This is a genomic window from Legionella waltersii, from assembly GCF_001468085.1.
GTDB classification, from domain to species: domain Bacteria; phylum Pseudomonadota; class Gammaproteobacteria; order Legionellales; family Legionellaceae; genus Legionella; species Legionella waltersii.
This window is the reverse complement of the sequence record NZ_LNZB01000041.1, coordinates 154056-177793: the sequence shown is the minus strand read 5'-3', so window position 1 is coordinate 177793 and position 23738 is coordinate 154056. Positions and strand designations below refer to the sequence as shown.

The window sequence follows — 23738 nt, the reverse complement described above, 5'->3', positions numbered from 1 at the left end:
CGCGCGCGTCAGCAAGCGGATATGAAACTATCCGCTTTCACGAATGACTCTGCTTAAGGCAGCGCCATTCGGAAAAGCGCCCGACCTACGCTTACTGACCATCAGAGAATAGATTGGTGGGGGCACTATAATTTGAGTCGATTCCTCAGTCGTGAGGGAGTAAATATGCCTTACAACCACTCTTTTAACAGTTTCTCCATTTTCATTCTTGCTAAAAACAATGATTTTGAATCAGCCTTATTAGGCTCTGACAAGTCGACGCAATGTGATGCACCTTCAATTAAGTAATAACTTAAATTAAGATTGTTTGTATTACCATTTGCATCAATAAGTGACAAGACTGACCACGGATCTTGATCCCCATTTGTAAAATAAATATTAGAAACAGATTCATCGAATAAGGGATAGTAAAATGATTGATTAATCAGCTCTACGTTTGCTGGCTTATCAATATTAAACAATCGCTTACATACTTCATGATGGTAATCCAAATTAATTAACGAAGAACGTGCGGATTGGTCTGAATTAGGATTAGCATTTTGCCAATAACCATACTCTGTACAAGATTGATAGTACCATTGTCTTACCCCTACATGAGAACTATCATAATCTTTAGGATCCTCACTCATCCACCCTTGCGGAGAAAATCCAACGGCATCCGTCTCTAACTCTTCAAACAGCTCTTTTGCATAGCTCGCATATCCCTCTAAAGCAGTTGGAGAGTGTTCTAACAATTTACAGAATTTATCTCTTTTTCCATATTGAATAGCCTCTGCTGCAACATCAGCGACTAAATAAACAAAATCCAGTGGGTTTTCTATAGCCTTAGCATCGAATTTAGCTCTGATTTTATTGAATTTTCTCTTATCTGAAATAGACTCTTCAATCTCACCAACAACCTCTTTCATTAAACTTAAGCAACGTGGTCCAGCTACTTTTGCAACATGCCGATCATATTCAAAGAAGTCTTCTTTAGCCATGACAGGCGCAGATGAAGCCAAGGCACCAACCACTAACTCAGGAAATCTCAAACGATAATAAGCTGCTAATGAACCTGGATAAGAGCCACCGAATGCAACCCAGGAGCCAGTCCAGTGCTTCTTTTGAGTGATTGCTTTTTGAAAATGAGCTAAATCAGCAAGCGCAAGATCTGTGGTTAGATAACGTAGATCGTTTGAAGATAACGTTGGGAGCGGGATACTTTTTCCGTAATAACGATGCTCTAACGCAACCAATTTAGCGTGAAATTTTTTGGCATAATAGCGAATAGCGCCATCCAAATCATCCTTACTACAAGCCCCTTCACCGCAAATATAGAAAAAAATGGGAGAAGAAGTCTTTGGACCATACGATTCATCAATAAAATAGCGTTGTTTATAAGTGCCTTTAGCTGGATTTTGATGATCAATGTATTGTTTGAAATAGAACTGTTTAGTAGTTATTGATACTGAGTTACCTCGTTTCTTTTTTAACTGAAGTTGTTTGTAAAAGTCGATAGGCCCTGCGAATGTCAGGGATTGCGATACCAAGGCGACTATAAACAGTAAGATGATTTTATGATATCGTTTCATAGTTGGCTGTCCTTATTATTGATTTCCATTAACTCACGGTGAGTTATGGAAAACTTTAACTGATATTTGTAGTTCGTAGAAGCTTACTCGTTATTTCTGATGTCTACATTCAAATCATGATGGTATGTGAATCAAAAATATCCGCTTGCTGACGCGCGCGGCTCGGTTCACTCCCTGCTGTGACTAGGATTTGATTCAGACAGCAAAGAAGGAACCGAGCCGCGCGCGTCAGCAAGCGGACCGATGCGAGCCGTATAGATGAACCGAATCCCACCGCTTAAGGCAGCGCCATTCGGCGAAGCACCCAACCTTTGGTATAAATGCCTCCTTTTTTAAAATGACTCGATTCCTCAGCCTTGAGGGAGGCATTTATTATTCAGCATACACAAAAGATAATTCTATAAAAAATCGCTCAAAATCAGATATACTCAAATGATATGATCAAAAGGATTTACGCCATGCATGAAGATCTCCAAATCCCTTATCAAACAAATACACTTCCTACTATTCAACTAGGAGGCATCCTTCTGGATGGACACCTACTAGAAAATTCACCAGTAAATTTAGTTTTAAAGTCTTTTAATCGCCATGGATTAATAGCTGGAGCGACAGGAAGTGGAAAAACAAAAACCATCCAAGTTCTAAGTGAACAACTCTCCCTTGCAGGAGTATCTTGCTTTATCATGGATATTAAAGGAGATATTTCTGGCTTGGCAATGCCTGGACAATCCAATGAAGGACTCCTTAAACGCTGTGAATCGCTGCAATTAACTTATGCACCACGGGGGTTTCCTGTTGAGTTTTTAACATTAAGTGAAAACGAAGCTGGCGCACCAACTCGTGCAACGATCAGCGATTTTGGAGCAATCTTGTTTTCTCGCATGCTGGATCTGAATGATACTCAATCAGGAGTTGTTACTATTCTATTTGAGTTTGCAAAACAAGAGCAGTTACCCCTAATCGAGCTGTCTGATTTTAAAAGCTTGTTGCAATATGCTCAAACAGAAGATGGACAAGCTAAAATTGAAGGCAATTTTGGAGCTTTATCAGGAGCAACTGTTGGGACAATTATTCGTAAAATCATTGAGTTAGAAGCTCAGGGAGGAAATCAGATTTTTGGTGAACCGGCCTTTAATGTCCAAGATCTTATTAAAATTACCCCAGATGGGCTTGGAGTTATCTCCATTCTTAGACTAGACAATATGCAGGATAAACCCAAGGTTTTCTCTTCATTCATGCTTAAACTGTTGACTGATGTATATCGAAACATGCCTGAACTAGGTGATCCAGAAAAGCCCAAGTTGATCTTATTTATTGATGAAGCACATTTAATGTTTAATGAGGCAAGTAAAGCATTGCTTAACTTAATGGATACCATGGTTAAACTAATTCGATCAAAGGGGATTGGTCTGATATTTTGCACGCAAACACCTAATGATATCCCTGACAGCGTTTTAGGTCAGCTAGGACTTAAAATACAACACTCCCTCCGTGCATTTACAGCTAAAGACAGGAAGGCAATGAAGCTTGTGGCACAAAATTTCCCTGAGTCCACCTACTATAATACTGAGAAGTTATTAACCTCCCTAGGAATTGGAGAGGCTTTGCTGAGTAGTTTAGATGGCAAAGGTCAACCTACTCCACTTATTCAATGCATGATACGTCCCCCCTTATCCAGAATGGGTGTATTAACTCAACAGGAACTATTGCAAGTCGTTTCAACCTCCTCACTATGTACTAAATATAAACAACGTACCGTTCGACAATCAGCAAAGGATCTATTAAGCGCTCCAAAACAAGCCAATAAAACCACCGACGTCCCATCACAACCAGATAAAACGAATTCTGAATATGCCTCAGAAGTGTTGAATAAATTATCTAAAAATACGCTCTTTCGACAACTAGTTAGACAGTTTTTTAGGCAAATAACACAACTTGTTATGAGTATGCTCGGAATGAAAAAGCGATAATTGATTTATCAATCATTCAATAAACATACTGTTCAAAATATGGTATCATATGTATCACGTGAATAGTTATCCGCATTGAATTGTTATGGCAGAATCCAAAATTGAAGAGAGAATGAATGATATAGAGCATCGTCTCTCCCTATTAGAAATTAAAGCAAAACTAAAAGGTAAAGATAAAACCGAAATAAAGAAATCCATTCAACCGGTTGCAAATAAAGAAGTTTCTGGAAACTTACTTGGCTGGATATCTTCCATCTGCTTTATTTTAGCTGCTGGATTAATCATTAAGCTCTCGTTTGATTCTGGATGGCTCACTCATGAAAAACAACTGGGAATAGCTACTTTATTTGGTTTTGCGCTCTTTGCTGGCGGGTTATTTATATCCAACTCAGACAATTACTACGCAAGATTTCTTCCTGCTGCAGGCTCAGCCATACTCTATTTAACGTGCTTTGCTGCTTACCAGTTTTATTATCTGATTTTATTTCAGACCGTTATAGCAATTACCTGCCTAATAACCGCTTTAACGATATGGTTTTATGTTCAATTTAAACACGATATTTATGCCATTTTAGCTGTAATTGGCGCCTATTCTGCGCCAATCTTAACCAACATGGACCACAATGCCATTTTTTCTCTGTATTATTTCATCATATGCAGTTTAACTTTCACTACTTTGTCGATTTGGGTTCAATCAAGAACGCTTACTGTTATCTCTTCTTACTTAGCGATTGCAAGCACTGGTTACGCAGGAATTAATCTTGATATCAATGGACTTATTGTATTTACATTAAGCCTTCACTTCTTGATATTTTCAATTGGCTCCTATTTGTACAGTCAATGTAACCAACAAACGTTAAGTTATAAAGAATGCTGGAGTTTTCTACCAGTATTATTGATTTTTTATACTTTGGAATATTTTTACATTGATAAGATCGATCCTTTTTATGCACCAATTGTCTCCATAGCTTCTGCAGTACTTTTAATACTTCTTTACAGAGCAGCCGATAAAAGACCTGAGGATTTATCAATGCCTAGTAGTGGTCTGATAGTGACTTTTAGTACATTAGTATTTTTTCATTCCGTCTACCTAAAGTTACTTCCTACTGATTTTAAACCTTGGCTTTTTGTTTGTATTGTACTGACCTATGGACTCTATAGAAAGCAATTACTACAACGATCATTTCGTTACACAAATCTGTTTCCAATCATAGCAGTGTCATCCATATTGAGTATTGAGTACCTCAACATTGTTAGTCACTTATTGTTCCCTATCAATTTAAACTGGACATTAATTGCATGGTGTTCCTATGCGAGTTTGATATTTGCCATTTTAAAGAATCAACACTATTTAAAACAAAGCAAAAACTATATTCATGTTGCGCTTGCATCCGCACAGCTACTAGCGGTTTTAGGTTTATATCAGCTCGCATTACCCTTGGGTACTTTGTCAATATCACTAAGTTGGCTTGCATACGCTTTGATCATTTTAACCATCTCTCGATTAAAAGACGATTTGGATTTAGCAAAATCCACGCTCATCATTTTAATTTTCTCCGCCTTGAAAGCTCTCATTTATGATGCAGCATCAACTGCAAGCCTAGCGCGCATTTTAAGCTTATTGTTTACAGGAGTCATTTTATACACTTCAGGCTTTACAATTCGTCAAATGACCCGTTCAACTTATGCTATAAATGAATAGACTGGTTATGAGCAATATGCACTGTCGCTCTTTATAGGTATATGATAAGATTTATATTTTTGAGTACATACTATGGCTGTTACAATCAAAACCCCGGATGAAGTAGAAAAAATGCGAGTAGCTGGCAAGCTAGCAGCAGATGTCCTTGAAATGATAGGGCCTTATGTACAAGTCGGTGTTAGCACTGAAGAACTAAACACCATTTGTCATGACTACATTGTAAACGTTCAAAAAGCTATTCCCGCACCTCTAAATTACAATGGTTTTCCTAAATCCATTTGCACATCCGTTAATCATGTTGTTTGTCATGGCATTCCTGGTAAAAAACTATTAAAAGATGGTGATATCATCAATATTGACGTTACTGTTATCAAAAATGACTATCATGGTGATACAAGCAAGATGTTTATGGTTGGAACTCCATCAGTGAAGGCTAAACACGTTGTCCAAGTTGCTAAAGAATGTTTGGAAATTGGTATTGATTTGGTGAAGCCAGGAGTACAGCTGGGAGATATTGGTTATGCCATTCAACAGCATGCTGAAAAGCACCGATGTTCCGTTGTTCGAGACTACTGTGGTCATGGAATAGGACGAATATTCCATGAAGATCCACAAGTCTTGCATTACGGGACTCCCGGAACTGGTATGAAGCTTGAGCCTGGAATGACATTTACCATAGAACCCATGGTCAATGTCGGCAAGCATCATACCCGTTTGTTGCCTGATCACTGGACTGTAGTGACTAAAGACCATAGTCTTTCAGCCCAATGGGAACATACTCTTCTAGTAACTGACTCCGGTGTTGAAATACTGACGCTGCGCAATGAAGAACGATAAAAAATTCATCAAACAGAGTCTCATGCGGTTCAAGGAAGAACTGTGTGAGGAGTTTAAGCAACATGCAAATATTATCTCTTTAACAAAAAAATTAGCCGTCTTCATTGACAACTTACTAGTTGATCTCTTTCATGAAAATAAACTGCATGAAACGGATAACTTTTGTTTAATTGCTCTTGGTAGTTATGGACGCAGAGAACTTCAACTTTACTCCGATATCGATATTCTACTATTACACACCGAAGCAGTTTCCAAAGAACAACTTGAACAAGCACAACAATTTATTCAGGATTGCTGGGACATTGGCTTAGAGGTAGGACACCAAACCACAACGGTCCAATCTTGTGCTGAACTTGCTAGTCAAGATTTAAGTGTTATTTCAACCCTTATGGATATGTATTTACTTTGTGGAAGAGGTGCTCTTCTTGAAGAGTTAATGTACCAAATTCGTCCCCTGCATATGTGGCCCAGTGACAACTATTTTTTTGCTAAGTTAAATGAGCAAAAGGGGAGATACACAAAGTACGCAGAAACTGCATATAACCTTGAACCTAATGTTAAACACGGTCCCGGAGGATTACGTGACATTCAGGTATTACTGAGTATAGGTAAACGCCATTTTAATATTAAAAAATTAGCCGATGGCATAGACCATGGATTTATAACCGATAAAGAGTATGAAGAATTAATCAATTGTCAGCATTTTCTTTGGCGAGTACGCTTTGCATTACACATGTTGGCCGGTAAGGCAGAGGAGAGGTTATCCTTTGATTACCAAGTCAAATTGGCCGGTGTTTTTGGATATCAAGATAAACCCCATTCTTTAGCCATCGAACAATTCATGAAGACGTATTTTAAAATCATTAAGCGAGCACGAGAACTTAATGAAATTGTACTGCAGTGGTTTCATGAAACAATTGTTCATCTACAAAAACAAACCATCGAACGTTTAGATAGTGAATTTCAGCTTTCCAATGATTATATCGAGTTACGTCATCCCCAGGTTTTTAAACAACACCCTCAATCTCTACTGACATTATTCATGTGGATTGCTAAAAGGCCTGATATAAAAGGTGTCAGAGCCAGTACAATTCGTCAAATTAGAGAGTCTCTATTCTTAATGACTAAACAATTTCGGCTGAGTCATGAAACCCAAGAGCGTTTCCTAACGATATTTAAATCAGGAAATAACCTTTATGAAGCGTTGCAATTGATGAATCGCTATGGAATTCTTGCACATTATCTTGATTGTTTTGCTTCAGTAACAGGACAAATGCAGTACGATTTATTCCATGCCTATACCGTTGATCAACATACTTTGTTTGTTATTCGCAACATTTCTAGATTTAATCAACAAACGTACAAAAATCAGTTTCCACTATGTGCCATGATATTTCCTAACTTAGAAAAACCTGAAATTCTCTATTTAGGAGCTCTATTTCATGACATTGCTAAAGGTAGAGGTGGCGATCACTCAGAGTTAGGAGCAATTGAAGCCCAACAATTTGCAGAAAGGCATCGGTTAAATACTGAAGACACTCAGTTACTCGTTTGGTTGGTTAAATACCATTTACTGATGTCACAAACGGCCCAGCGTAAGGACATCTATGATCCCAACACGATAGAACAATTTTGCAATAACTTGCCAATGCCCCACTACTTGGATTATCTGTATCTGCTCACCGTTGCAGATATTTGTGGAACAAACCCAACTTTATGGAACTCTTGGAAAGACTCTTTGCTAAAGGAACTCTATCATGCTGCCAAAAATCGTCTCCACAAAGAACAAAATCTTACCGATGAATTCGCATTAATTGAGATTCGTAAGCAAGAAGCGTTAGACTTATTAAATAAAGACAATATATCCATACCTCCGATCAAGAAACTATGGCAGCAGTTTAAGGGACGATATTTTTTGCATGAATCGCCAGAAGTAATAGCTAGACACACTAAGGCAATTATCAACTGCAACCAATTTCCATTAGTCATGATCATGCCTCACCACAGCTTAGGAGGCACTGAAGTATTTATTTACATGCCTCACCGAGATGATCGTTTTACAATGACAACATCCATTTTAAGTAATCATCACGTCACCATTCACGAAGCAGTTATCACAACTTGTGATAACCAGTTTGATCTCGATACTTACATCATTTTAGATGATAAAAACCAAGCATTTTTCGATGAGCAACGATCCTCCCTTCTACAAAAGGCTCTTTGCAATCAACTGGCTTCTTCTGGACCCATTCCTAAAATTACCCAAAAACGCTTACCAAGAGCGTTGGCTCATTTCAATATTAAGACTGAAATCACCTTTAGTGACGATCCCCAAAATAAGCAGACCCAGATGTTTATGATCACCAACGATAGGCCTGGATTACTAGCTACTGTGAGCAGAGTTTTCTTAAACTTAAAAATTCACTTACACAATGCAAAAATTGCTACCGCGGGTGAACGAGTTGAAGACATGTTTTATATTACCAATGCTAATGGATGCTCATTGAATAACAATGAACAGAATTTGCTGCGCGAACAGTTGGTTTTAGAGTTAGGTAAAAATAAGTAAATGGGAATTTGATTCTTGTGCATTCAATAGTTAATGTTTGATTTGGCCGATGATCTGCTCCCTTACGGTCTCAGCTCGGTTGAATTCATGCAAAAAATCCGAACCGTTACCGTTAGGGCTGAGAAATCGACTCCTATTATAGTGCATCAACTAATCTCTTCTCTGATGGTCAGTAATCGTAGGTCCGGCGCTTCGCCTAATGGCGCCGCCCTTAAGCAGCATCATTCGTAAAAGTGGATAGTTCCGTATCCGCTTGCTTACGCGCGCGGCTCAGTTCACTCCCTGCTGTGACTAGGATTTGATTCAGACAGCAAATAAATAACCGAGCCGCGCGCGTAAGCAAGCGGAACGATGCTGGCCGGCCGGATAGATGAGCCTAATGACACTGCTTAAGACAGCGCCATTAGGCGAAGCGCCCGACCTTTGGTATAAATGCCTCATTTTAAAAAATGAGTCGATTCCTCAGTCATTAGGGAGCAGATCATCACTCCAAACATTTAAACTCAATTATTTGGATGAGATAGTTTAGAAATTTCGGTATAAACATCGGTTGTTTCTTGATCTCTTCCTCTAAGACTTTTAAACCAAGTCGGCGCATTTTTTAATGCATGATCGGCTATATTACCAATTTCGGTTAAAGCGATTGTAGGATCCAGCTCCTGTTTTTCAACGTTTTCAATTGTTTTGTAGATCTGATAAATGTGCTTTGGTATTTCTTTTGGAACCCCATTCACCTCTATTTTTGAGCAGCTGCCCCATGATCCAAGTTTCCAAGAGTGAGTTTCTATCAGGTTTTTGATTGCTGCTAAACCTTTTTGATGTTGCGTTGCCACATCCATATTCTTAGCAGCCTTGATATAGCTACTTTTAAAAACGTTAACTTTGCTTGCATAACCTTCGCTGTTTATACCTAACTGTATTGAATAATCAATTAGTTCTTCTGGATTATTTCTTTTTAAATCCGGTCTAGGCTGATCGGGATTATACATACTATGATAATCAATGAATGCCTGAAACTCTATGCGAACAGATGGATCATCCCAGTTACTTTCCGTTAAATTTACTGTCTGAGGTAACCGTAGCAGAGACGTAGTAGTTCTTTTCAATAAAGAGTTTGTGCCATTCAGTATCATCCATTTTAACTTCAAGCATTTTTGCATGTAATCGTGTGTTCACTATTTCTCTTATTGTAAAATCTATTCTTTGAGGATTATGATGCACCAACGGTTGTGACTCATTTCTTGAAGGTAGTAGAGGCTTTGCAAGCTCCTGCGTACTCACTAGTGGTTGTGAGTTACTTGTTAATGGTTTTTGAACATCCACATTTGCTTCCACTATAGACTTTGGATAACTTTCAATAAACTCCTCAAGTTCACTTTTAACAGAAAACTTATGATAATATTTACCCGCGGACTCCCCTTGAGAATCTTCGATAGTTAACGGCTTGTCCCTATTTCCTGCTATTTGAACAATCCGAGATAATTTAGCACGAATTTGTGCGGTAGTTGATCCTTTTGGTTGATTATTCTCTTGTAATGGTGAATTAATAATTTGTAGAAGCTCATCGAAATGGGGAGCAAGATCCTTATCTGCACCGTATAATTTAGTGACCTCTAATACCCAAGCTTTGAATTTTTGATAATTCATAATACGGCCTTTATTTGATCTATAATTACAATTATACCACCTTTGTTATCAAATATAAACATAATGGATTTTATTTGATCACTTGATGTAATTACAGTCTGCGGTCAGCCCAGGCTGAACCTTAACCCATCAATTTCAAATCACCTTATATGTTTAGCGACACTGTTTAAAAAAGTCAGACAATAATAAGGAGCATTCTTTCTGCATGACACCTTCGTCTATGATTACTGAATGGTTCAACGATGAGCCGTTTAATAAATTGAGGGTGGAACCTGCGGCACCACTCCTAAAGTCTCGAGTTGCAAAAACCACTCTTTTTACTCGAGCGTGTACCAGTAAGCCTGCGCACATAGCACATGGCTCTAACGTCACATAAAGAGTAGTACCGAGTAGCCTGTGATTTCCTAACTTTAAGGCCGCCTGTCGAATTGCTATTACTTCAGCATGTGAGCTTGGATCATTGGTTTTCAAAGTAAGATTATGACCAGAACTTAAAAATTGATTGTCTTTATCGACCAAAACGGCTCCAACAGGAACCTCATCGCAACTTTGCGCAAGCAAAGCTTGTTCATAAGCTAAGTTCATCCAATGTTTATCGTTCATTCCCATTCAATAGTAGCTGGTGGCTTTCCGGAAATGTCATAGGTTACCCTGGATACTCCCTTCACTTCATTAATGATTCGGTTAGACACTTTTCCTAGAAAATCCCATGGTAAGTGCGACCAATGAGCGGTCATAAAATCAATGGTTTCTACAGCGCGTAAGCAAATAACGTAGTCATAACGACGACCGTCCCCCATCACACCAACGCTTTTTACCGGTAAAAAGACTGCAAAAGCTTGACTCACTTTATGGTACAGTTGATGAGCGCGTAATTCCTCAATAAATACAGCATCTGCTTTTCTTAGAATATCAGCATACTCTTTCTTAACTTCTGCAAGGATTCTGACACCTAAACCTGGTCCTGGAAATGGATGTCTGTAGACCATGTCATAAGGCAATCCCAATTCAAGTCCAATTTTTCTGACTTCGTCTTTAAACAATTCACGAATTGGCTCTAAAAGACTTAAATTAAGGGTCTCTGGGAGACCGCCTACATTATGGTGAGATTTAATGACCACCGATGTTCCATGAGCATTGGTTGCTGCTGATTCAATCACATCAGGGTAGATTGTACCTTGAGCCAACCATTTTACATCAGTTTGTTTATGAGCCTCGTCATCAAACACTTCAATAAATGTGCGACCAATGATTTTTCTCTTTTCTTCTGGGCATGTGACTCCCTTCAAAGCATTCAAGAATTTCTCTTCAGCATTAACGGCAATGATTTTTACCCCCATGTGCCGACCAAACATTTGCATGACTTGATCCGCTTCATTCAATCGAAGCAAACCCGTATCCACAAACACACAAATTAATTGATCACCAATTGCTCTATGAAGTAATGCCGCCACCACTGAAGAATCAACCCCACCCGACAAGCCCAGCAAAACTTTATCAGTACCAACCTGTGATTTAATTTTTCTTATGGCTTCTTCAATGATGTGATCTGCGGTCCAATCAGTAGCTGCATGGCAGATATCAATTACAAATCTCTGTAATATGCGCAAACCCTGTTTAGTATGAGTGACTTCAGGGTGAAACTGTAAACCAAACCAATTTTTCGATTGATCAGCCATTCCTGAAATAGGAGCATTCTGAGTTTCACAGATTATTTCAAAGCCCGGTGGAAGCTGAGTGACCTTATCTCCATGACTCATCCATACATCTAAGACAGAACCATCAAGGTCTTCTACTCTATCCTCGATGTTTTCTAATAACTGACTATGTCCGTGAAGTCTAACTTCTGCATAACCAAATTCTCTGATCGATGAGGACTCCACCTGACCACCTAACTGTTTAGCCATGGTTTGCATGCCATAACAAATTCCCAATAATGGGATTTGACATTCATATAACCACATCGGTGCTTCAGGATTCCCATCTTCTGTTACGGTAGATGGTCCCCCCGATAAAATAACACCACAAGGACTTAGGGTTTCAAAAATAGACTTCTCAATAAAGTAGGGGTGTATTTCACAATAAACCCCCATTTCACGCACTCTTCGTGCTATCAATTGTGTGTATTGAGAACCAAAATCTAAAATAAGGAGTGGGTGCTGCTTTAAACTTGTCATTCTTAATTGTCTACCTGATAGTTTGGCGCCTGTTTTGTAATACTGACATCATGCACATGAGATTCTCGTATGCCTGCATTAGTAACCTGGACAAATTGAGCTTTCGTGTGTAAATCAGCTACTGTTGCGCAGCCTGTATAACCCATGCAGGAACGCAGTCCTCCAAGCAACTGATGAATTATCGTTTGTACTGGACCTTTGTAGGGTACCCGACCTTCGATGCCTTCTGGTACTAATTTTTCAGCGCCTTGGGTTGTGTCTTGAAAATACCGGTCACTTGATCCTTGTGCCAAAGACATAGCACCTATTGAGCCCATTCCACGATAACTTTTATAAGTGCGACCTTGATATAACTCAATTTCTCCTGGAGATTCTTCGGTGCCTGCAAACATACCTCCTAACATGACGGTGTCTGCTCCAGCTGCTAGTGCCTTGCACACATCACCAGAAAATCGTATTCCACCATCAGCTATCACTGGAATTTTACCTTTAAGTTCCCCTGCCACATTAGCAATAGCACTAATTTGAGGTACACCAACTCCTGTTACTATACGAGTTGTACAGATGGAACCAGGTCCTATTCCAACCTTAACCGCATCTGCCCCAGCCTCATACAAATCCCGTGCAGCTGCAGCAGTTGCTATATTTCCACCGATGACTTGCACACTGGGAAATTGTTTTTTAATCCATTTCACTCTATCAAGAACGCCTTGTGAGTGTCCATGAGCTGTATCAACTACTAAAACATCGACACCAGCTTCAATTAAAGCCTCCACTCGCTCATCGGTCCCCTCACCTACCCCAACAGCAGCACCGACTCTTAATTGTTCGGCATTGTCTTTACATGCATAGGGATTGTCTTTTGCTTTTTGAATGTCTTTAACAGTAATGAGTCCTTTTAATTCGAAGACATCATTCACTACAAGAAGCTTTTCTATCCGATGTTTGTGCAATAAACTTCTAACTTCCTCTCTACTTGCGCCTTCTTTAACAGTAACCAACCTTTGTTTGGGTGTCATGACTTGAGCTACTGTTAATTCCATATTGGTTTCGAACCGAATATCCCTACTGGTCACAATTCCAACTAAACTATTCCCTTCAACAACAGGTACACCAGAAATGTGGTACTTGCTCATCACGTCAAGCAATTGCTGAACAGTAAGCTCCGGCCCTACCGTAATAGGGTCTCTAACCATTCCACTTTCAAATTTCTTAACCTTACGGACCTCATCAGCTTGCTCTAAGATAGACATATTTTTATGAATAATCCCCAAACCACCCTCCTGGGCTAGAGCAATTGCTAATCTTGCCTCAGTCACTGTATCCATTGCTGCAGATATTAAGGGCATGTTCAAATGAATGCTTTGAGTTAACTTTGTTTTTAAAGTGACCTCTTTAGGCAAGATGGTTGAGTGGGCAGGAACGAGCAATACATCATCGAAGGTCAGTGTTTGTTGAATAATGGATAGAGGCATAGCTACTCACTCCAGTGGTTAAATAACCAAATAGTATACAACAAATTCACAAAGATTAACATCTAAATCTATAGAACCAGTTATCATTTTATTGGTATTTCTGACAGTATCAATAATTAAACGTTATAACTTGAATTTCCCATCCGATAACGTGTAAACTGATGTATAAAATTTGTGTTGAATCAAATTATAGGATGGGTTCAGCGTTGACTAAAATAATTGTAATTACATCAGGTAAAGGTGGAGTAGGTAAAACCACTTCTTCTGCAGCTATCTCTTCTGGTTTAGCCATGCTTGGCCATAAGACAGTAGTCATTGATTTTGATATTGGCTTACGTAATCTTGATATTATTATGGGTTGTGAGCGACGAGTCGTTTATGATTTTATTAATGTCATTAATGGTGAGGCCAGTTTAAATCAAGCTCTCATTAAAGATAAAAGAGTACCTAATTTATTCATACTACCTGCATCTCAAACCAGAGATAAAGATGCTTTGAGTTTAGAAGGTGTTGAAAAAGCATTAAATGAGCTATCAAAAGAATTTGAATTTATCATCTGTGATTCTCCAGCTGGCATTGAAACAGGTGCATTAATGGCAATGTACTTTGCTGACCATGCGATTGTAGTGACGAATCCCGAAGTATCATCGGTTCGTGATTCAGACAGAATACTAGGTATTCTAGCCAGTAAAACAAAGCGTGCAATCGAGGGTGCCCCACCGGTTCAAGAACACTTGCTCATTACTCGCTATGACCCTGAAAGGGTTGAGCGTGGAGAAATGTTGTCCGTTACTGATGTCAAAGAGATTTTAGCGATTCCATTAATTGGTGTGATCCCTGAATCGAAATCTGTTTTAAAAGCTTCAAACACAGGTACACCAGTTATTCTGGATGAGTCTAGCGATGCAGGACTTGCCTATCAAGATGCAATTGCACGTTTTCTTGGTGAAGAAAAACCGATGCGGTTTATAAGTACTGATAAAAAAGGATTATTACGTCGCTTGTTCAGTAAAAATAAGGAGGAAGTGACTGTATGAGTATTTTTAATTACTTGCGCAGAAGGAACTCAACTGCATCCGTTGCTAAAGAGCGCTTGCAAATTATCATATCGCATGAACGCTCTCAACGTAATACACCAGATTATCTGCCAAAGCTGCAGGAAGAAATTCTTGCAGTCATTGCTAAATACGTCAATATTAGCAAAGATCAAGTCAGCGTCAATTTAGAGCGCATGGCTGATAGTTCCGTGTTAGAACTGAATATTACGATGCCGGATAAAGCTACTGAAGAAGTTTAATCTTGTTGAAGTAGCTCTAGAACCCATTCAAATTTTATAATTGCATAGGAAATGCTTTATAAATAGCTATTGTTTACCTACACCAACAATTCAGTTAAAAAGCAATGGATAAATTTTAATACACCAGCAAATAATTCAAATTAGAACAGTAGTTACGAGAGACTTACAATCTCTTCGTTAAAATAGGTTATTCATTCGTACTAAACTCCCTCATTAAAACAACTTTTTGCCACTACCGTGAGTTTTTTAACTACTGTTGATAATTTCATTTCATCTAAGATCAAGAATTACCATTGAATAACACTCTGCATTTTATTATTTCAGTTTGATAATATTTCCTCCTGGGCTTAAAATATACTATATGTAATAAATATTTATATTGGGGATGGCCATGTTAAGATTCGGTTCAATGTTTGTAAAAGTTCCAAAATCAAGAAAGGTTAGTTCAAGAGCTTTATGGACTGCTGCAAACAGTGGTTATTATGACAAAGTAACAGCCTCTGAAAGATACGTGTTAACCACACATGGCTTTACATCATGCACATTTAAGGGTTTACCTCTGTTAAAGCAACCAAGTTCTCCAAAACAAGCAAGTGTACGTCCTCCTTATAGTGTCATGGGGTTATTGATGAACCCTTGGTTGGAGAAATGTGTAGTAAGAGGGCAAAGTAACGCAGAATCAATGAGCGCACTGAATCGACAAATGAAGGGAATTCTTGGGCGCGCTAAACTGTTTGTGTTTAAAGATGACAAGCTTAAAGAACTCGATGTAGAAGCAACAAGAAAAAACATGTTAAAACACCAAGATGGTGATATCAAAGGTGTTTCAACAACACTTAAATTCTGGACTGGTTTTAGTTTTGGTAATTGGCTAGGGAAAGGGAATGAAATGTTAGTCTTTAACACCCTCAACATTCCTCAAACGCAACAGCAATTCCAAATTTATGAGCGCACAGATGCACAATTAAGTGTAACTGGAGATACGATGGATTATAGCGGTGAAAGTGAACTTACACTCAGTGCTGCGCATTGCTCAACTGTTTTAGGTAAAGTTCAACGACCTGGCTTTTTAAGCCTGAGTATGGAGTTAAATCCTATGTATGTTGATGTTGAAACACTATCGCCTGATCTTCGCGAGAAATATCAAGATTTAATGACACACTTTTATGTTACTGTATACATGATATGGGATAACCCAAAAGATAAACCAGCATTAGTTAAAGAGTTTCAAATGGCACAAAAGGATTTTTATAAAGACTTCGTTATAGAAAGTATTTTGGGTAAAGATCCACTTAGGGTAGCAGCAATAGAACAAGAGCTTGGAGGGCTAGATCTTGATCTAACACAAAGGGTTACCTTAGGATCTTAACTCGTTGGAATAATTTAACCATGCATTGATTAGGCTAGGCTTTATAGCCTAGCCTTGTGATTAATCAAACTGTTTCTAAATCCTTTTCAGACGCCTGCTTTTTTCTTGATTTTACCTCTACTTTATCAGAAAAAGCACGACGCAATTCTTCATCTGCAAAGTCATCCACTTTAATCACGTCTTGCCTTGCCTGTTCTGCTTCTTCTAATTGTTTCGCTTCAACCGCTGAAATTATTCCAAGCTGTTGTGCATCTTTAATTTGATCAAAGAACAATAATGATTTAATGCGATCATCCTTGACTGCTTTCATCACTTTTCGTTCTAACTCCTCTACTGCACAAATTTTATGGAATGCCTCCTCCATTCGTCCTAAAGGACAATTCTCACCCGCTTTTTTATACACCAAGCGCGTTAAGCGGTTCCTCGTATCATTAGGCTCTATCAGTATCTTGGCAACTTTGTGCCCTAAACCATCAGTAGGTTTATGACGCTTATTTCCTAGTGGCTTAATGATTAATGATAATACTATTCTGGCCCAGCGAGCAGGGAAATTAATAATTACTCCATGCATGGCTTCTTCGCACTCGTGCAATAATTGTTGGCAGCTCCAATGAACTAAAGGAAGATCAGGCTGGGGCTCACCATCTTCATAAAATCGTTTTAGAACAGCAGATGCCATGTATAAACAACTAAGCATATCCCCAAGTCGAGCGGACAGTTTTTCTTTGCGCTTTAACTCCCCACCCAAGACTACCATTGAAAAGTCAGCTAAGAAGGCTAAATTAGTACTGTATTTATGGATTAACTGGTAGTACCTTTTCACTGAACTAGCCGGAGCCTTGCTAAACTTAGCATCTGTCCACCCAAAGATCAGTGATTTCGTGAAGTTAGCCATAATAAATGCAGCATGAGCAAAAAAGGCTTCATCAAATTGATCAAGATCATTGTTACGAACGCTCTCTAGCTCTTGAAACACATAAGGATGACAACGAATCGCACCTTGACCGAAAATAATCAAACTACGCGTCAAAATATTAGCACCTTCCACAGTAATACCAATAGGTGAACTTTGATATCCCCTACCCATGTAATTGTTAGGACCTAAACAAATCCCTTTACCGCCATGAATATCCATCCCATCTAGAGCCAATGCTCTTGCTCTCTCTGTGGTATGGTATTTAAGTATTGCCCCAGCAACAGAGGGTTTAGCGCCATGATCAATTGCCGCAGCGGCCATAGTCAGTGAAGAGTCAATAATATAGGCGGTTGCTGCTATTCTTGCCAACGGCTCTTCTATTCCCTCAAATTTTCCGATAGGCTGATTAAATTGTTTACGAATTCTTGCGTAAGCACCAGATGCCAAAGCAACAGCCTGAGCCCCACCGTTAGCACTTGAAGGCAGGGAAATTGCACGGCCTGCGCTTAAGCACTCCATCAGCATACGCCAACCTTGGCCAGCCATCGCCTCACCCCCGATTAAATAATCCAAGGGTATAAACACATCTTTGCCTTGAGTCGGTCCGTTTAGAAACCCTGTATTTAATGGAAAATGTCTACGCCCTTTTATCACCCCAGGTGTACTTGCTGGAATTAATGCGCAGCTGATTCCAATGTCTTCTCCCTTACCTAATAGGTTCTCAGGATCAAACATTCTAAAGGCTAAACCAACCACTGTAGCAACTGGACAAAGGGTAATGTAACGCTTATTCCAATTTAAACGAATGCCAATTACTTCCTTTCCATTAAACTCCTGACGACAAACCACTCCAACATCAGGTATTGAAGCCGCATCAGAGCCGGCATTTGGTCCAGTCAAAGCAAAACAGGGTATTTCTCGACCATCAGCCAGACGAGGAAGATAATAGTTTTTTTGCTCTTCAGTACCGTATTTAAGTAGGAGCTCACCTGGGCCTAGTGAGTTTGGAACTGAAATCGTAGTAGCTGCAGTGATTGAACGCCCATAAATAGTAACTAAAATCGACATTTGAGCAGTGGCAGAAAACTCTAGACCGCCATATTGCTTGGGGATGATCATGCCCAAGAAACGATTGTCCTTTATAAATTGCCATACTTCGGGGGGCAAATCAGTTCGATTATGCGTAATATCCCAATCATCCAGCATCTCACAAAGGGTATTTACAGGACCATCCATAAATGCTTGCTCTTCAGCCGTTAAGGAGACCGTTGGCGCATGCCTTAGGCTACTAAAATCGGGGTTTCCACTGAAGATATCTCCTTCCCAACTAACAGTGCCAGCCTCTAATGCCTCTCTTTCCGTATTGGACATATTAGGCATTGCTTTCTTGATAAGGCCGAGCAATCTTTTTGATAGAAGCTCTTTTCTTAAAGATTTGATAGCACTTAGTACTAATAGGGCTTCTATAGCCCATAAGCAAGATTTAGCAAAAACACTAAAAGTGCCGAATTGCAGGCATAAGGCAAGGAATATTGAGTAACTTATGGCCCAAACAGAAATTGATGCTTGGCGGGTTAAGAGAATTCCGGCACCCCCAATGGTTAATAGTATCAAAATAAGATGTAACACGAATTTCTCCTTAGTCTAGGCTATTCCAGTTGAAACCATCAATTCAAATTAGTGAGTGTATTACCTCAATAACTTGTCTCCCTACTACTTTTGGGTGCTCCATGGGAAATAAATGCGTTCCCTTGGTTTTAAAACATTTTATACCAAACCTACTTTTCATAAAACGTACATCCATCCTATCAACGACAGTACTTTTATCTCCATATATAAAGGCGGTAGGAATCCTTAATTTTCCTATCAATGTTGGAAGAATGTGAGGTATAGTTTTATAAATCTGATATTCAATATGCCTGTCAAATCGTAAATAATAGCCACTCTCTTTAAATTCTAGACCATATTGAATATAATCATTCAAACATTCCTCAGTAAATGTTTTAAATAATTCACGCGTTTTAAGATAAGAGACCAATTGCTCATGATCAAGCCAATGCTCTCGTCTACCCTTTGTTTTATAAGCTGGAGTGATTCTATCTATCACGCCTAGCGCTTTAGCGAGACGTACCATAATGGATTTAAATGGACCAATCAATGGGGAGTCAAGCATTACAACAGCTTTAAACAATTCTGGTTGCTCTAATGCGGCCAACAGACTTAACACTCCTCCCAGAGAGTGTCCAACAGCAATCACTGGTCTGCTAGCCTGGTTTCGAATACTCTCAATGACTTCAGCTACCAAATTGTGCCAATTTTCACTCACTGGATATTTGGGATCATGCCCAATTCTGTCAATGTAACAGAAATCAAATTGGGTTTCTAACTCATCCAAAAACTGTTTATAACAGAGTGAAGGAAATCCATTGCCATGAGCAAAATGGATTAACTCTCTCATTTTTTCACCATTTTCCTGCTATCCGCCTTCAGATGGAATACAGCAAAGCAATAATAGGCGAGCGTGATGGTTATTAGAAAATATCCCATTCCACCAAAATTCAAGCCTAAGACCATGCATAAGGCTAAAAGGAAAATGGTAGGAGTGCTTGCAACCATAAAAACTCTACAAGATTGTTTAAAGGGCAGTACATGAGAAAAAAATATTCGGGTAAATAGTTGCCCTAAAAAGGCTAGAACGAGAAAGACAATCAAAAATATAGAATAAATCAAAGATACGACTAAAGGATAAATCATTAATTGTGCAGCGTATTTCAAGCCATACACAGAGCTTTCATTAACAATGGACTTCCCATCAAACATCATGTTGTATTGCTCACTAAACTCCTGGACAAGAGGAAAATTCTTTTGCCCCTCACCCATAGTTGCACTAACTAATTCAGGAGTAGGAACTTTATAACTCATTCTGTTTGCATTAACGATTATACTTAATTGGGGGTAGTCAGCGGTAAATTCTGTAATTGTGTTTTTTGTATCAATGATTATGACAACCGCACCCTCTTTGTTTCTTATCAGGTATGGCATTGGTTTATCAAACTTCACTTTTCCAGATTGAACTAAAATAGTTGGCAACTGCAATAAAGTTCCAATTATCTGCGTGTTAAATAAGCCATTAAAGGTATAAGCAACTTTAAACGAATAAGGAATTGACGCTATTGCAGTGACTAGTAATAGATAAATTAGGCCTAATCCCCTCCAACGCTTTGCAACATCTAGATACAAATACTTTGAGAAAAACGAATAGATGATTGCTGAGAAATAATTATAGACAGGGGAATCAATTGTTTTTAATTTATCTTTCACTTTAGCCACGCCACTCTCCTGTTGCATTCACTGACTGTCGTTGAAACACATGTATTTTTGATTTAGGTAACTCAACATACAAATGGCTATGTTCAATTGCCTGCTCAGCGGGTACTCTTAAGTTCAATTTTTCCCCACTTTTAACCGATTTACCCTGAACAAATTTATCAGCCCCCATATCATCAACAAATTCTATCATTATTTCAATAGAATCGTTGCCTTGCTGTGAAGACAACCTAACGTGTTCAGGTCTAATAGCCAGAATAAAATCATGATGATTAGAATGTATTTCGCTCCATCCCTCCGCAGGATAGGAAACACCGAAATCAGTCATTATTGTGTCTGTATTTGCATCATAAGCACCCGAAAAAAAATTGACGGGATAATGACCCGTAAAACCAGCCACAAAAGGGTTAGCTGGTTTCTGATAAAGCTCCTGAGGAGTTCCAACCTGTTCTATATTCCCTTGATTCAAAACAATAACTCTATCTGCCATCGTCATAGCTTCTGTTTGATCATGAGTCACGTATAAGCTGGTAATTTGAAACTGTTGATGCAACCGTTTAATTTCATGACGCATTTCCGTTCTTAATTTCGCATCAAGATTGGACAAGGGCTCATCAAATAAATACACCGCGGGAGACCTAACTATTGCCCTTCCCATAGCGACTCGTTGCTTTTGCCCGCCTGATAAAGCCAGCGGTTTTCGATCCAAAAACGGTATTAAATGCAATAATTTAGCAACTTCATTTACCTTAGTACGAATAACATCCTTTGCAAGGCCTCTTAACTTCAAACCATAGGCTATGTTCTCAAAAACAGTCATGTGCGGATAAAGGGCGTAGTTTTGAAACACCATTGCCATATCACGTTTTGCAGGGGGTGTCTCATTGACGCATTCTCCATTGATCAGAATTCGACCAGAGCTCGGAGCATCAAGTCCTGCGATTAGTCGCAGTAAGGTAGACTTACCACAACCAGACGGTCCAACAACCACCATGAACTCACCCTTTTTAATGTCCACGTTGATGTTATCCAGTATACAAGTTTGACCAACTTGTTTTGACACATCAATTAAGCTCAAAGTTGCCATTTTAATTTAATCCTTTTTCAAACCAGCGCTGCATAAGAATAACAATCAAACAGGGTGGAATGAGCGCTATTAGTGCGACAGCCATAATATAGTGCCACTCAGGGACTTGATCAGCTACTCCTGCTAAATTACGAATGCCCATCACTATTGTGCTCATTTTTGATTCAGTGGTTATCACCAATGGCCATAAATATTGATTCCAACCATAAACGAACAAAATAACAAACAGGGCTGAAATTTGTATTCTGGATAGCGGTAAAAGAATATCAATGAAAAAACGAAAGGGTCCAGAACCATCTAATTTTGCGGCATCTACCAACTCTTTAGGAACTGTCATAAAGAATTGGCGAAATAAAAAAGTCCCTGTTGCTGATGCCAATAAAGGAAGTGTTAGACCTGAAAATGAGTTTAGAAGACCAAATGAGGCAATCACTTGAAAAGTGGGCACTATTCTCACTTCTACGGGAAGCATCATTGTTGCAAAGATTAACGCAAAACAAAACTTTTTGTATTTAAAATCAAAATAGACCAATGCAAATGCAGAGGTAATTGCTAAAACTATTTTTCCAAAGGTAATTGCAAGTGCCATAAGAAAACTATTAGTCAACATGAGTGTGATAGGTTCGCCTCCAGTTACAGCTAGACTTTCAGTAAGAACACTGTGCATATTTTTAAAAAAAGAGCCCCCTGGAAGTAATGGCAAGCGTGAGTGCATCATCGCTGTACCATCATGGCTTGCGGCTACAATCGCTAGATATAACGGCAAGAGCATGAATAAAATAAACAGAAATAAAATGCCATGCGAAAGGAATTGTTGGTATTTTTTCATTCGTAATGAACTCTTTTTTCAAGGTATCTGAATTGTAATAAAGTCACGACAACGACTATTAACATCAACAAAACCGATTGTGCTGAAGAGCTTCCTATGTCCATCCCTTCAAACCCATCTTCATAGACTTTATAGATTAGATTTGTAGTGCTATTACCAGGACCACCATGTGTCATGACCTGAATAATTCCAAAGGTTTCAAAAAATCCATAAATGAGATTCATAATCATAAGGAAAAAAGTCGTTGGTGATAAAATTGGAAAAATAATCTGCCAAAATCTCTGCCAGCTAGATGCTCCATCAATAACAGCAGCATCAATAAGTGCTTGTGGAACAGCCTTTAATGCAGCAAAATAAAAAATAAAATTATAGCTAAATTGTTGCCAGCTCGCAGTTAGAATAACAACCAATAGTGCTTGATTTGCATGATTCACATAATCAAAATCTATACCTAGGTATTGAAGACCCTGAGTTAACCATCCAAGTGTTGGATGACATAAAAAACGCCAGAGTATAGCCGCAACTGCAGGCGCTATAGCATAGGGCCATATCAATAAACTTTTATAAATTCCCTGACTTTTACGACGTCCTATCACCAAAGTAGCCATCAGTAAACCCAAGCTCATTGTAATTAGGGTAACACTAATACCTATGATAAATGTAATCCATAATGCTTTTGCATAGCTTGGGTCCATAAACAAATCGAAGAAATTACTAAGGCCGGAAAACTGTTTGTGTAAACCAAAAGCATCCGTATAAAATAGCGAGTGAAGAAAAGCACTACAAGCTGGCCAAATAAAAAACACTACGGTGATAAGAAGTTGAGGAGCAATAAATATCCAGGCATTCATGCTTTGGTGATTAAACTTTGACATTCGCATACCGCATAGTGATTGATCCTTTACCTTACCTCAATGGTTAATGAATTAAAGCAAATAGGTGAATCAGTGATATTATAATATATT

Annotated in this window: 19 protein-coding genes; 7 read left to right on the top strand and 12 right to left on the bottom strand. The window is 38.8% G+C overall.

Features of this window, described 5'->3' with window-relative positions:
* Nucleotides 1–170: 170 nt before the first annotated feature.
* On the bottom strand, nucleotides 171–1571 hold the full coding sequence (locus Lwal_RS09390; protein WP_058480542.1) for a S28 family serine protease: 1401 nt from the start codon (nucleotides 1569–1571) through the stop codon (nucleotides 171–173).
* Between the two features lie 458 nt (nucleotides 1572–2029).
* Here Lwal_RS09390 and Lwal_RS09385 point away from each other — a divergent pair, with 458 nt between their 5' ends.
* The 4 genes from Lwal_RS09385 (at nucleotide 2030) to glnD (ending at nucleotide 8649) form a co-directional block, all read left to right on the top strand.
* On the top strand, nucleotides 2030–3541 hold the full coding sequence (locus tag Lwal_RS09385) for a helicase HerA-like domain-containing protein (RefSeq protein WP_058480541.1): 1512 nt from the start codon (nucleotides 2030–2032) through the stop codon (nucleotides 3539–3541).
* 85 nt (nucleotides 3542–3626) lie between these two features.
* Nucleotides 3627–5243 (top strand): DUF2339 domain-containing protein, encoded by a 1617-nt coding sequence (locus Lwal_RS09380; protein WP_058480540.1) that lies wholly within the window; start codon nucleotides 3627–3629, stop codon nucleotides 5241–5243.
* 72 nt (nucleotides 5244–5315) lie between these two features.
* A complete protein-coding gene (gene map / locus Lwal_RS09375; RefSeq protein ID WP_058480539.1) occupies nucleotides 5316–6080 on the top strand; it encodes a type I methionyl aminopeptidase in 765 nt (254 codons plus the stop codon).
* Entirely contained in the window at nucleotides 6067–8649 is a 2583-nt protein-coding gene (glnD, locus tag Lwal_RS09370) for a [protein-PII] uridylyltransferase (protein WP_058480538.1), read from the top strand. Before map ends, glnD begins: the two co-directional genes overlap by 14 nt.
* A gap of 503 nt (nucleotides 8650–9152) precedes the next feature.
* On the opposite strand, the gene Lwal_RS09365 is transcribed toward glnD, so the two are convergent.
* The 5 genes from Lwal_RS09365 to guaB all read right to left on the bottom strand — a co-directional run bounded on the left by Lwal_RS09365 (nucleotide 9153) and on the right by guaB (nucleotide 13948).
* Nucleotides 9153–9638 carry a hypothetical protein gene (locus Lwal_RS09365; protein ID WP_058480537.1) on the bottom strand — a complete coding sequence of 162 codons (486 nt, stop codon included), beginning with the start codon at nucleotides 9636–9638 and terminating at the stop codon, nucleotides 9153–9155.
* Between the two features lie 55 nt (nucleotides 9639–9693).
* A complete protein-coding gene (locus tag Lwal_RS09360; protein WP_058480536.1) occupies nucleotides 9694–10296 on the bottom strand; it encodes a hypothetical protein in 603 nt (200 codons plus the stop codon).
* 153 nt (nucleotides 10297–10449) lie between these two features.
* Entirely contained in the window at nucleotides 10450–10899 is a 450-nt protein-coding gene (gene tadA, locus Lwal_RS09355; protein WP_058480535.1) for a tRNA adenosine(34) deaminase TadA, read from the bottom strand.
* Entirely contained in the window at nucleotides 10896–12473 is a 1578-nt protein-coding gene (gene guaA, locus Lwal_RS09350) for a glutamine-hydrolyzing GMP synthase (RefSeq protein ID WP_058480534.1), read from the bottom strand. Before guaA ends, tadA begins: the two co-directional genes overlap by 4 nt.
* A 2-nt stretch (nucleotides 12474–12475) precedes the next feature.
* Nucleotides 12476–13948, bottom strand: a complete 1473-nt coding sequence (guaB, locus tag Lwal_RS09345; RefSeq protein WP_058480533.1) for an IMP dehydrogenase — start codon at nucleotides 13946–13948, stop codon at nucleotides 12476–12478.
* 206 nt (nucleotides 13949–14154) lie between these two features.
* Between guaB and minD the strand changes: the two genes are divergently transcribed.
* The 3 genes from minD to Lwal_RS09330 all read left to right on the top strand — a co-directional run bounded on the left by minD (nucleotide 14155) and on the right by Lwal_RS09330 (nucleotide 16614).
* Nucleotides 14155–14985 (top strand): septum site-determining protein MinD, encoded by an 831-nt coding sequence (gene minD / locus Lwal_RS09340; protein WP_058480578.1) that lies wholly within the window; start codon nucleotides 14155–14157, stop codon nucleotides 14983–14985.
* Nucleotides 14982–15245 carry a cell division topological specificity factor MinE gene (minE, locus tag Lwal_RS09335; protein WP_058480532.1) on the top strand — a complete coding sequence of 88 codons (264 nt, stop codon included), beginning with the start codon at nucleotides 14982–14984 and terminating at the stop codon, nucleotides 15243–15245. Before minD ends, minE begins: the two co-directional genes overlap by 4 nt.
* A gap of 391 nt (nucleotides 15246–15636) precedes the next feature.
* Nucleotides 15637–16614: a hypothetical protein gene (locus Lwal_RS09330; RefSeq protein ID WP_058480531.1), complete on the top strand. Its 978-nt coding sequence runs from the start codon at nucleotides 15637–15639 to the stop codon at nucleotides 16612–16614.
* Nucleotides 16615–16678: 64 nt separating this feature from the next.
* Here Lwal_RS09330 and Lwal_RS09325 read toward each other — a convergent pair whose 3' ends face one another.
* Genes Lwal_RS09325 through Lwal_RS09300 form a run of 6 tightly spaced genes read right to left on the bottom strand, consistent with a single transcriptional unit; the run spans nucleotide 16679 to nucleotide 23648 of the window.
* The gene (locus Lwal_RS09325) at nucleotides 16679–19159 is read right to left on the bottom strand and encodes an acyl-CoA dehydrogenase (protein WP_058480530.1); all 2481 of its coding nucleotides are present in this window, start codon (nucleotides 19157–19159) and stop codon (nucleotides 16679–16681) included.
* Between the two features lie 43 nt (nucleotides 19160–19202).
* Complete coding sequence (locus Lwal_RS09320) at nucleotides 19203–19988, bottom strand: alpha/beta fold hydrolase (RefSeq protein ID WP_058480529.1); 786 nt, start codon at nucleotides 19986–19988, stop codon at nucleotides 19203–19205.
* The gene (locus Lwal_RS09315) at nucleotides 19985–20860 is read right to left on the bottom strand and encodes a DUF1189 family protein (RefSeq protein ID WP_065235665.1); all 876 of its coding nucleotides are present in this window, start codon (nucleotides 20858–20860) and stop codon (nucleotides 19985–19987) included. Before Lwal_RS09315 ends, Lwal_RS09320 begins: the two co-directional genes overlap by 4 nt.
* Complete coding sequence (locus Lwal_RS09310; RefSeq protein ID WP_058480527.1) at nucleotides 20853–21944, bottom strand: ABC transporter ATP-binding protein; 1092 nt, start codon at nucleotides 21942–21944, stop codon at nucleotides 20853–20855. Before Lwal_RS09310 ends, Lwal_RS09315 begins: the two co-directional genes overlap by 8 nt.
* A gap of 1 nt (nucleotide 21945) precedes the next feature.
* On the bottom strand, nucleotides 21946–22773 hold the full coding sequence (ugpE, locus tag Lwal_RS09305) for a sn-glycerol-3-phosphate ABC transporter permease UgpE (protein WP_058480526.1): 828 nt from the start codon (nucleotides 22771–22773) through the stop codon (nucleotides 21946–21948).
* Entirely contained in the window at nucleotides 22770–23648 is an 879-nt protein-coding gene (locus tag Lwal_RS09300; RefSeq protein ID WP_058480525.1) for an ABC transporter permease subunit, read from the bottom strand. Before Lwal_RS09300 ends, ugpE begins: the two co-directional genes overlap by 4 nt.
* Nucleotides 23649–23738: the final 90 nt, after the last annotated feature.